Annotated in this window: 10 protein-coding genes; 1 reads left to right on the top strand and 9 read right to left on the bottom strand. The window is 50.1% G+C overall.

The annotated features are described in order from the left end of the window. Nucleotide 1 precedes the first annotated feature (1 nt). The 9 genes from EA26_RS19770 to EA26_RS19730 form a co-directional block, all read right to left on the bottom strand. Nucleotides 2-1,348, bottom strand: a complete 1,347-nt coding sequence (locus EA26_RS19770) for a restriction endonuclease subunit S (protein WP_081946398.1) — start codon at nt 1,346-1,348, stop codon at nt 2-4. After that, nucleotides 1,338-2,957: a type I restriction-modification system subunit M gene (locus EA26_RS19765; protein WP_039431475.1), complete on the bottom strand. Its 1,620-nt coding sequence runs from the start codon at nt 2,955-2,957 to the stop codon at nt 1,338-1,340. Before EA26_RS19765 ends, EA26_RS19770 begins: the two co-directional genes overlap by 11 nt. Nucleotides 2,958-3,432: 475 nt before the next feature. Beyond that, nucleotides 3,433-3,729 (bottom strand): DNA-binding transcriptional regulator Fis, encoded by a 297-nt coding sequence (fis, locus tag EA26_RS19760; protein WP_000462885.1) that lies wholly within the window; start codon nt 3,727-3,729, stop codon nt 3,433-3,435. A gap of 93 nt (nt 3,730-3,822) precedes the next feature. Continuing rightward, entirely contained in the window at nt 3,823-4,785 is a 963-nt protein-coding gene (gene dusB / locus EA26_RS19755; protein ID WP_039431345.1) for a tRNA dihydrouridine synthase DusB, read from the bottom strand. A gap of 139 nt (nt 4,786-4,924) precedes the next feature. Then, complete coding sequence (gene prmA / locus EA26_RS19750) at nt 4,925-5,812, bottom strand: 50S ribosomal protein L11 methyltransferase (RefSeq protein WP_039431729.1); 888 nt, start codon at nt 5,810-5,812, stop codon at nt 4,925-4,927. Between the two features lie 102 nt (nt 5,813-5,914). After that, complete coding sequence (accC, locus tag EA26_RS19745; RefSeq protein WP_039431343.1) at nt 5,915-7,261, bottom strand: acetyl-CoA carboxylase biotin carboxylase subunit; 1,347 nt, start codon at nt 7,259-7,261, stop codon at nt 5,915-5,917. A gap of 12 nt (nt 7,262-7,273) precedes the next feature. Then, on the bottom strand, nt 7,274-7,738 hold the full coding sequence (accB, locus tag EA26_RS19740; protein WP_039431341.1) for an acetyl-CoA carboxylase biotin carboxyl carrier protein: 465 nt from the start codon (nt 7,736-7,738) through the stop codon (nt 7,274-7,276). 60 nt (nt 7,739-7,798) lie between these two features. Then, nucleotides 7,799-8,248, bottom strand: a complete 450-nt coding sequence (aroQ, locus tag EA26_RS19735) for a type II 3-dehydroquinate dehydratase (protein WP_039431726.1) — start codon at nt 8,246-8,248, stop codon at nt 7,799-7,801. Between the two features lie 366 nt (nt 8,249-8,614). Next, entirely contained in the window at nt 8,615-9,193 is a 579-nt protein-coding gene (locus EA26_RS19730; RefSeq protein WP_039431724.1) for a TetR/AcrR family transcriptional regulator, read from the bottom strand. A 149-nt stretch (nt 9,194-9,342) separates the two neighbouring features. On the opposite strand from EA26_RS19730, the gene EA26_RS19725 reads away from it, so the two are divergent. Continuing rightward, nucleotides 9,343-10,386 carry an alkene reductase gene (locus tag EA26_RS19725; RefSeq protein WP_039431339.1) on the top strand — a complete coding sequence of 348 codons (1,044 nt, stop codon included), beginning with the start codon at nt 9,343-9,345 and terminating at the stop codon, nt 10,384-10,386. The last annotated feature ends 65 nt before the right edge of the window (nt 10,387-10,451 follow it).

Genomic DNA, 10,451 nt, shown 5'->3' with positions numbered 1-10,451 from the left:
GTTATGCGCTTACGGTTTCCTGTTCGACGACAGCCTCAACATCATCAAGGCGCAGCTCGCCGGAGATGAGTTTTGGTAGCAGAGTGTCGCGGAGCTTGGTTAGCGTTTTGTTTTCTTCAGTCCTCTTACTGCTGGATACATAAAAATCGGCGACTCGCTGAGAAAAATATTCTCTTAACTCGCAGGGAGGAATGACTAGTTGCCAGCCTAAGATTGCCTTTTTGTCACCACGTGGCATTTTGGAGCCTTTCGCTGTCGTCATCATGAACTCAAACAAAGCATCTTGATAAAGCAAGTTGAATAAGTAACCTTCAGTATTTTGTTCTTTTGCTTCGAAACCGAGCACATCGTTTGAGTGTCCGCCGTCTCCATTTGCCATCCAGATTTTTTTGAAATAGGGGCGAATGTTCGATACGAGCACATTGCCCGTTGTATAGGCAGGGACAGTGTTGACTGTTGGCAGATTCGCCGCTTCCACAATACCTTTCTTTTCGGTGAGCATGTTTTCAGTAGAGACATAGTTGTTTAGCGAAAGCGTCGTGGTCGCTACTCTGTTGGACGTGTAAGAGGCTATATCTGCAAGACATCCAGAATCCCACCCCTTCGGCACCCAGCCGCTTATGCCCGCTGAAGGCTCCCTTTCTTCAAACGCATCTGGGAACAGCTGACGTACCTCATCCGGCAGTGGCTTGAAGCCTTCGCTTTCACGCACCGCTTTACGCGCTTCCGCACGATGTTGCAGCTCGTCGGGGATGGGGTTGCCCGCATCCAGCGCGTTATCCATCACAGGGTCGAAATCGACGAACCATGACTTGAACAGCGTCTGCGCCATCTGCTCCAGCGTCTGGTTGATTTGGTGGTTGAGGGTGATTTTTTGTTCTATTGAGTCCATCACAACAGCACAGCTTTTTTGATGCTCAAGCGAAGGCAGCCTGATTTTTATGCTTTTGAAGGCTGAATGATTGAGATCTTTCTGTACTGAGCCTGATGCTATGTCATTAGCATGTTTCTGTATGGTTGGCTGCTTCAAAAACCAATACAAAAATCCTCTATGAAGGCGAGATTCATCTGGTACTACTTTAAAGCAGTTGTTGTGAATTACGCCAGTTTTACCCCTGAAAACCAACCCGACTTGACCAGTTCGTGTATATATCAAGTCATCGGTCTGGGCGATACACTTCTCTGGTGCCGTTTCTGGAGTAAGATATTGGCTTTGGGTGTCATTTATCAGGTCGGTTATTCTAAGTAGAGGAAGACCACTACCGGACATCAGATGCTTACTTTTAGAGTTTACTGCGAAGCCCTGAGATAATGTGACTACTTCACCTAGTGTTAACTCACTTCCCATAACCCAATGCCTCCATATTGGCGCGGATCGCCTTGTCGAGGGCTTCGGCTTCATCCAACTGGCGATACAGGGTTTGGGTCAGCTCAAGCATCTTGGTTTCAAACGCAATGCCGTCATCTTCTAAATCCGCTGCGCCCACATAGCGCCCCGGAGTCAGCACAAAGTCGTTGGCTTTAATGTCGGCAATCGTCGCCACCTTGCAGTAGCCTGCGGTGTCTTCGTAATGCTCAACGCTGATTTCTTTGGCGTTAATGCGGCGGGTCAGTTCAGTTTCGTCACAGCGCCATGCGTGGTAGGTGTCGGCAATTTTGGCGATGTCGTCACGGGTCAACTCTTTGTGTACGCGGCTGACCATAGTGCCCATTTCACGGGCGTCGATAAACAGGGTTTCACCGCTGCGGTCGCGGTAGCCATAGCGCGGGTTGGCCTTTTTGTATTTGGTCATAAACCACAGGCAAACCGGAATTTGCGTGGTGTAGAACAGCTGACCGGGCAGGGCAATCATGCACTCGATGCGGTCGTCTTCAATCAGCTTCTGACGGATTTCGCCTTCACCGCTGGTGTTGGAACTCATTGAGCCGTTCGCCAGTACAAAGCCTGCGGTGCCGTCTTCAGAGAGTTTTGACAGCATGTGCAGGATCCAACCGTAGTTGGCGTTGCCTGTTGGCGGGGTGCGAAAGCCGTTAAAGCGCGGGTCGTCCGTCAGCTCGGCATCGTTGCGCCAGTCTTTTAAGTTAAACGGCGGGTTCGCCATGATGAAGTCGGCTTTCAAGTCTGGGTGCTGGTCGGCAAAAAAGGTGTCCGCTGGGCGCTCGCCAAGGTTGCCCGTCAGGCCACGGATCGCAAGGTTCATCTTCGCCAGTTTGAAGGTGGTGGTGGTCAGCTCTTGCCCGTAGATGGCAATGTCTTTGCTCTTGCCCTGATGGCTTTCAATAAACTTTAAGCTTTGTACAAACATACCGCCCGAGCCACAGCATGGGTCGTAGATTTTGCCTTGGTAAGGTTCGAGCATTTCAGCCAGCAGGGTAACAACGGATTTTGGCGTGTAGAATTCCCCGCCACCTTTACCTTCGGTTGCCGCAAAGCGACCCAAGAAGTATTCGTAAACACGGCCTACCAAGTCTTCTTCGGTCATGTCGCATTCGTTGGCAAGCGTATCAATGTTCTCAATCGCATCAATCAGGGACGCCAGCTTTTTCACTTCCAGCCCCATGCGCGAGAAGTAGTTGTCCGGCAGCGCACCTTTCAATGCGCTGTTGTTCTTCTCGATGGTAGAGAGCGCGGTATCAATGATAACGGCGATGTCGTCTTGCTTGGCGCGGGCTTTCACGTAGGACCAGCGGGCGTCTTCCGGTAGAAAGAATACGTTGTCTTGCTGGTAGAACACATCCATATCAACGAAGGCTTCCTGTCCGTTATCAATCAACTGCTGGCGCTTGGCCTCGAACTTGTCGCTGATGAACTTGAGGAACACTAGGCTGAGGACCACGTGCTTGTACTCGGAGGATTCAACGCTGCCGCGCAACTGGTTGGCGGTGTCCCACAGGGTTTCTTCAAAGCCTTTACTTTTGGATTGGGCGGTTTTCTTTTTTGCTGGTGCTTGAGCCATAACGTTCGTTCGGTAATGATTGGGTTTGTTTGCTGGTGGCTGATTATATATGAAATAAGATGGGTTGTTATGACTCGGTTCATAGATGGTGAGTTGTATCAATATGATATGACGAGTCGTGTATTTCATCGTCCTGGATCAGTGGCACTATCTCTGCCCCAATGGCCATGTTCAGCTCGCGTTTGAATCGATGAGGCTGATTTACTAGAGTCGCTAATTTTGGCTCAAAATCCCCTTAAAATGCGAAAACAAACACTCGCGCTGTCCACTTCATTTTTTTTGAAATGGTGACGGAAAAAGTGATCAGTAGTGATGATTTTTGTTATCTGACTTTAGAAAAAGCCTGTCAGTGAGATTTGGGTGATGAAGGGGTAATAGGAAAATGCTCGGGGTACATGTGGGGGTACATATAACAAAAAAGTCGCTCTCTATAAAAGATAAGCGACTTTAAATTCAAATGGTTAACTAATGGGTGTTAGTTCATGCCGTATTTTTTCAGTTTCTTGCGAAGAGTACCGCGGTTGATGCCCATCATGGTTGCTGCGCGCGTTTGGTTGCCGCGAGTGTACTGCATAATGGTATCTAGTAATGGCTGTTCAACTTCAGCGAGAACTAGTTCGTATAGTTCAGTCACTTCCTGACCGTTTAATTGAGCCAAGTAGTTTTTAAGAGACGCTTTAACAGAATCACGTAGTGGCTTTTGCGTGATTTGATCTTGTGATGTTACGGTAGTTACGGTTAAAGCTTCTGAAGTCAGATTTTGTTCGAACATATTCGGTCTAGCTCTTCTCTTAATTATGATGCAACGTCATAGCCTTCATATTTGTAGCTGCAGCGCCGTCAACGACGCTGCTACTCCAACTATTTAGGCTAAATCAAAGTAACCCTCTAACGCCTCAAGCTGCAGATCGGCAGCGTCGATGGCGTTGAAGATACGGCGAAACTCACTCGCTTGTTCATGCTCTTTTAGGTACCAGCCTACGTGCTTACGCGCGATACGCGGACCTAAATACTCGCCATAAAAATCATGCAGAGCGTTCACATGACCAAGCAAGATGCTTTTTACTTCCGCAATAGGAAGCTCGGGCATCGTGGTGCCGTTTTCCAAATAGTGTTGGATTTCCTGAAAAATCCACGGACGACCCTGGGCAGGGCGCCCGATCATGAGAGCGTCAGCGCCGGTGTACTCCAGCACATGCTTTGCCTTCTCCGGACTATCGATATCACCGTTAGCGATAACCGGAATTGAGATGGCTTGCTTGACGGCTCTAATGCTGTCGTATTCGGCCTCACCTTTGTACATACAGGCTTTGGTTCTGCCATGCAGAGCAAGTGCTTGTATGCCGCAGTCTTCGGCTAATTTAGCGATTTGAATACAGTTTTTATTTTCTGTATCCCAGCCAGTGCGGGTTTTTAAAGTGACTGGCACTTTTACTGCGTTCACCACCGTTTTCAAAATCTGTTCGATAATGTCCGGGTATTTCAGCAGGGCAGAACCCGCGAGCTTTTTATTCACTTTTTTTGCTGGACATCCCATGTTGATGTCGATGATTTGAGCACCGTTTTCAACGCTGAATTGCGCAGCATCTGCCATGAGCTGTGGATCACTTCCAGCAATCTGTACTGAGCGAATGCCCGATTCGCCTTCATGCACCATGCGATTTTGTGATTTAGCGGTTTTCCACAAAGCAGGATTGGAGGACATCATTTCACTGACGGCCATTCCCGCTCCGTATCGCAAACACAACTCGCGAAAGGGTCTGTCGGTGACACCCGCCATTGGGGCGACGATCAGATTGTTCTTAAGTTGGTGGTTTCCGATTTTCAAAACGTCTTCACAGCTTCATACCAGCAAGGGCGCGCATTTTACGCATTTTTTTTCTGCGTGAAAAGACTAATATTTGAGCATTGAGTAATTGTTTTTGTAATTTGTATGAAATTCAAACAATTATCCCTGAAAGTCTTATCTAGCCTTGCTTGCGACCCGAGATGCGACACCATTCACTCTGCTCAACAATCGGATCAATGTGAAACGCGTCACGATAGTGATTCGCCACATCTTCCGCTTGTGTGTCTAAAACGCCGGACATCGCCAATAGGCCATTTGGCTTGACCAGCCCTGTAATGATCGACGAAAGTTCACGCAGCGGCGCGGCTAAAATATTGGCCACTACCACATCGGCCAGCAGGCCTTCTGGTTGATCTTGTGGCAGGTAAACCTCAAGTTGTTCGGCCACGCCATTGCGCTGCGCGTTATCTTTTGAGGCGAGTAGCGCTTGAGGATCGATGTCGATACCGATGACTTTTTCTGCGCCCAGTTTGATCGCAGCGATCGCGAGGATGCCTGAACCACAGCCAAAGTCGATTACTGTCTTGCCGCTCAGATCGAGGCTTTCTAGCCACTGCAGGCACAACGCGGTGGTTGGGTGAGTTCCCGTACCAAAGGCGAGGCCCGGATCGAGCATAACGTTGACTGCGCTTGGATCAGGAATGTCGCGCCAGCTTGGGCAGATCCACAGACGCTCACCAAACTTCATGGGGTGGAAGTTGTCCATCCACTCGCGTTCCCAATCTTTGTCTTCAAGCTGCTCTACTTTGTAGGCAAAGCCGTCGACCAGCATGTTGCTGGCTTTAATCTGCGACATGATGAGCTGCGTGTCGGCTTCGGCATCGTACAGCGCTAGGACGTCCGTATCACCCCACAGGCGAGTTTCACCGGGCAGAGGCTCGAATACCGGGGTATCGTGAGCATCCAAGAAGGTCACGGACAGCGCGCCAGTCTCTTCCATAAGCATGTCGCCGATTTGCTCAGCGTTTTCATTGGTCGCATTGAGTTTGATTTGAATCCAAGGCATGAGTGGGTACTCTCGATGTGTAAATTTGGCGCAGAGTTTAGCAGACTTTGCGATGAAACGAAAAATGCCCACCGAGGTGGGCATCATCATTCGAGTGCTGGCTTAGTGCTGAAGTCCGAGCTTCTTCTCAAGGTAGTGGATGTTGGCTCCACCATGTTGGAAGTTTTCGTCGTTCATGATGCTTACTTGCAGCGGAATATTGGTCTTGATCCCTTCGATGATCATTTCACCAAGAGCATTGCGCATGCGTGCAATCGCCACATCGCGGTTCTCACCGTAAGTGATGAGTTTGCCGATCATCGAGTCGTAGTGCGGTGGCACTGTGTAACCCGTGTAGATGTGCGATTCCCAACGAACGCCCATGCCGCCTGGTGAATGGAAGCGCTCGATCTTGCCTGGTGAAGGCAGGAAGCGCTCAGGATCTTCGGCGTTGATACGACACTCAATCGCATGGCCACGGATCTTGATGTCGTTCTGCGTGAATGACAGAGGCTGACCTGCGGCAACACGTAGCTGCTCTTTGATGAGATCAACACCGGTGACCATTTCCGTCACAGGGTGTTCTACCTGAATACGGGTGTTCATTTCGATGAAGTAGAACTCGCCGTTTTCGTACAGGAACTCAAAGGTACCTGCGCCGCGATAACCGATTTCAAGACACGCACGGGTACAACGTTCACCGATGTACTTACGCATTTCTTCTGTGATACCCGGCGCGGGTGCTTCTTCCACCACTTTTTGGTGACGACGCTGCATAGAGCAATCACGTTCACCGAGGTGAATCGCGCCGCCTTGGCCATCGGCAATCACTTGCACTTCAACGTGGCGTGGGTTTTCTAGGAATTTCTCCATGTAAACCATGTCGTTGTTGAACGCTGCTTTGGCTTCAGCACGCGTCATTGCGATCGCTTGAATCAGATCTGCTTCTTTGCGTACTACACGCATACCACGACCACCGCCACCACCAGAGGCTTTGATGATGACTGGATAACCGATGCGTTTGGCGTGTGCTTTGTTTTTCACTTCGTCGTTGTCGAGCGGACCGTCAGAGCCCGGTACACAAGGAACGCCCGCTTTTTTCATCGCGGTGATCGCCGAGACTTTGTCACCCATGATGCGGATAGTTTCCGCTTTCGGACCAACAAAAATAAAGCCGCTGCGTTCTACTTGCTCTGCAAAATCGGCGTTTTCCGACAGGAAACCGTAACCCGGATGGATGGCAACCGCGCCAGTCACTTCCGCCGCGGAAATAATACGCGGAATGTTCAGGTAGCTGTCGATGCCTTTTGCCGGGCCGATACAGACAGTTTCGTCAGCCAGTAGCACGTGTTTGAGATCGCGATCGGCGGTTGAGTGCACGGCAACGGTTTTGATGCCGAGCTCTTTACATGCGCGAAGAATACGAAGGGCGATTTCACCTCGGTTCGCGATGACTACTTTATCTAACATAGCGAACTCCGCTTATTCGATAACAACGAGTGGCTGGTCGAATTCTACTGGCTGGCCATCTTCAACAAGGATAGCGGTAACGACACCAGATTTATCCGCTTCGATTTGGTTCATCATTTTCATCGCTTCAACGATGCATAGCGTGTCGCCCGCTTTTACGCTTTGGCCCACTTCGATGAACGCTTTAGAATCTGGACTTGGTGAACGGTAGAAGGTGCCTACCATTGGAGAAAGCACTTTGTGACCTGCGCTTACCGCTGGCGCTGCGGCGGCAGGTGCCGCTTCAGCAACTGGCGCTGCGGCTACGGGTGCAGGAGCGGTTGCTGGCGCGGCTGCATAGTGGATAGGTGCAGGCGCGGCCATCATTTGACCATGACGGCTGATGCGTACTGATTCTTCACCTTCAGAGATTTCTAGCTCAGCAATGCCAGACTCTTCAACCAGTTCGATCAGTTTTTTGATTTTACGAATATCCATCTTATCTTTCTCTTTTATCTTGTGAGTAAGACAGCCGCCAAGGGCTGCAGAGTGTTTGGGTTACTTTGCCCGCAGCTTAGCAATCGCTGCCGACAGAGCAAATTCATAACCTTGTGCGCCTAAACCGCAGATCACGCCAACCGCTTTGTCCGACAAATAGGAGTGATGACGGAAGGGTTCACGGGCATGCACGTTAGACAGGTGCACTTCAATATAAGGAATCGCGACACCGAGTAGAGCGTCTCTTAGCGCGACACTGGTATGGGTAAATGCCGCCGGATTAATGATGATGAAGTCCACTTTGCCGTGTGCGGCGTGAATGGCTTCGATCAGCTCGTACTCACGATTCGATTGCAGATGTTCAAGCTCAATATCGGCTTGTTTCGCCAATGTCATCAAGTTTTCGACGATCTGCGATAGCGTCTGCGCACCGTAGTGGGCAGGCTCGCGTAAACCAAGTAGGTTAAGATTTGGGCCGTTTAAGACCAGAACTCGTAACTTTGCTGACATGTTGGCGCTATCTTTCTTTATCGTGAGTGAAACCAGCATATTCCCAAAAACAGGAGAAATCGGCACGGTTTTTCTGTCAAATCTGTGCCAATTTTTCAAGATTGCCCAAGATTATAGCTAATTCATAGCAATTAGCAGCAAATTACTGGTCTAATCTCCCGAGTTGAACTTGGATTTCTGTAACCGGGTTAACAAAAAATCGCCGCTGAAACGCGGTATGTGGTGTGGTTCAGTGCGGTTTTTAGCCAATGTCGGTGAGCCGGCGGAAAAACAATCACTTGGCATTAGGAGGAAACCGGCTAGATGAGCGCCGAGGGAGAAGGGCGCTCATGGACTGGCAGAGTTTGGATTGGGAAGAGTGAAGTGTTAAGCGTGTAGCGTGCAAAGCAGTTGCTGCGCCATTTTACTCAGCAAGGTTTTTTCTGGTTTGGTGTGAGCAAAAGTGCGCAAGCCATAAATGCCCATCACCAGATAGTCGGCGAGAAAAGCGCAGTCGGCCTCGGCGCTGATCTCCCCGTTTTGCTGCGCTTGACACAGTTGGGCGAGCAGGCCAAGTTTCCAAGCGTTGAGGGTGTCGCGAATCATTTGTTCCACTTCATCGTCTTGTTTGGACAACTCACTCAGTGCTTTTTGCAGCAGGCAATCTTTGATCTCCTCGCTGGCACACTCGTCAACCACCATGGCAAAGTAGCTTTGCAGTCCGTCCATGACGTTGGTCTGGGCGGCAAAAATCGCATTGAACTCTTGCACGCGTTCCTCGGCATAGTGGGCCAAAGCCGCCAGCAGTAAGCCGCGTTTATTTTCAAACGCACAATAGATGGAACCCGGATGCAGGCCAGTGGCTTTTTTCAAATCTTGCATACTGGTCTTATTGAATCCTTTCGACATAAATTCATACATCGCGGATCGCAACACCTGTTGTCGGTCAAATTCAGCTACGCGCACACACATTCTCTCATTTGGGTTTTCGCCGCATTCTACGCGCAAAATCGCAAGGTGACAAAAATTCTTGAACGTTCGTTCAAAATATATCTTGAATGATTGTTCAAAAATGATCTAGCATAGCGAACTTCACTCGACAGTAGGATGGCCCGATGACGGATTTACTCTTCAAACCTTACGTTTTAAATGAACACCTTACCCTGAATAACCGCATTGTGATGGCGCCACTGACGCGCTGTATGGCAGGAGAGGGACTTGTACCGACAGATGAAATGGCCGCTTACTATGCTCGCCGCGCTGAAGCGGGGTTGATTATTTCGGAAGCGACGATCATTCGCCCGGACGGTCAGGGTTACCCCAATACTCCGGGGTTGTTCAGCGATGCGCAAATTGCTGGCTGGAAGAAAGTGACAGAGGCTGTACATGCGCGTGGCGGTAAGATTTTTGCTCAGCTTTGGCATACTGGCCGTGTGGCGCATCCTGCCTTTTTTGCGGGTGAGTATGTGCTTGCACCGTCGGCGGTGGCTTACGAAGGAACGGTGCCGCGTCGTCGCGATCTGACCTACACCTTGCCAAAAGCCGCGAGTAAAGAAGAGATCGAACAGTTGATCGAGGATTACGCCAGTGCCGCAGAAAACGCCATCGTGGCGGGTTTTGATGGGGTGGAAATCCACGGTGCGAACGGCTATCTGCTTGATCAGTTCCTACACTATGACACTAACTTGCGTGATGATGAGTTTGGTCAAACGCCAGAAAACATGGCGCGTTTTCCTCTGGCGGTGATTGACGCCATTATTGAACGCATTGGTGGGCATCGCACTGGTCTGCGTTTGTCACCGGGAGCCTACGCACACATCAAACCGGATGCGCGTGACCGAGCCGTGTTTGACTACTTGTTGGCCGAGTTGGAAACGCGTCAGTTGGCGTATCTGCATGAAGGGATGTTTGACGACAGCGTGGAGTTTGAGCACTTAGGCGGTAAAGTGTCGGAGTACATGCGCCAGCACTACTCAAAAACCTTGATGGCGGCGGGTGGTTTCAGCGCGCAGTCCGGTGCGTCAGCGATTGAGCAAGGGCTATTTGAACTGCTGGCGATTGGTCGCCCGTTCATCGCTAACCCAGATTACGTGGCAAAAGTACGCAGCGGTGAAACGCTAACGGCGTATGATGAAAGTATGCTGGCGGAGCTGGTCTAACATTCCGTGATCCTAAAGTAATCGCGTGCTCCTAAAACAGCCAAAATGCAAAGGCGTGCTTCAAT

The sequence above is a fragment of the Vibrio navarrensis genome (assembly GCF_000764325.1).
In the GTDB taxonomy this organism is placed as follows: domain Bacteria; phylum Pseudomonadota; class Gammaproteobacteria; order Enterobacterales; family Vibrionaceae; genus Vibrio; species Vibrio navarrensis.
The sequence above is the reverse complement of the archived record's forward strand: the minus strand, read 5'-3'. Positions and strand labels throughout refer to the sequence as shown.

Bases quoted from the DNA above. Each gene is read 5' to 3' on its own strand.
- EA26_RS19725 (WP_039431339.1), top strand. From the start codon at position 9,343: ATGACGGATTTACTCTTCAAACCTTACGTTTTAAATGAACACCTTACC.
- fis (WP_000462885.1), bottom strand. From the start codon at position 3,729: ATGTTCGAACAAAATCTGACTTCAGAAGCTTTAACCGTAACTACCGTA.
- accC (WP_039431343.1), bottom strand. From the start codon at position 7,261: ATGTTAGATAAAGTAGTCATCGCGAACCGAGGTGAAATCGCCCTTCGT.
- prmA (WP_039431729.1), bottom strand. From the start codon at position 5,812: ATGCCTTGGATTCAAATCAAACTCAATGCGACCAATGAAAACGCTGAG.
- aroQ (WP_039431726.1), bottom strand. From the start codon at position 8,248: ATGTCAGCAAAGTTACGAGTTCTGGTCTTAAACGGCCCAAATCTTAAC.
- EA26_RS19770 (WP_081946398.1), bottom strand. From the start codon at position 1,348: ATGGGAAGTGAGTTAACACTAGGTGAAGTAGTCACATTATCTCAGGGC.
- EA26_RS19765 (WP_039431475.1), bottom strand. From the start codon at position 2,957: ATGGCTCAAGCACCAGCAAAAAAGAAAACCGCCCAATCCAAAAGTAAA.
- accB (WP_039431341.1), bottom strand. From the start codon at position 7,738: ATGGATATTCGTAAAATCAAAAAACTGATCGAACTGGTTGAAGAGTCT.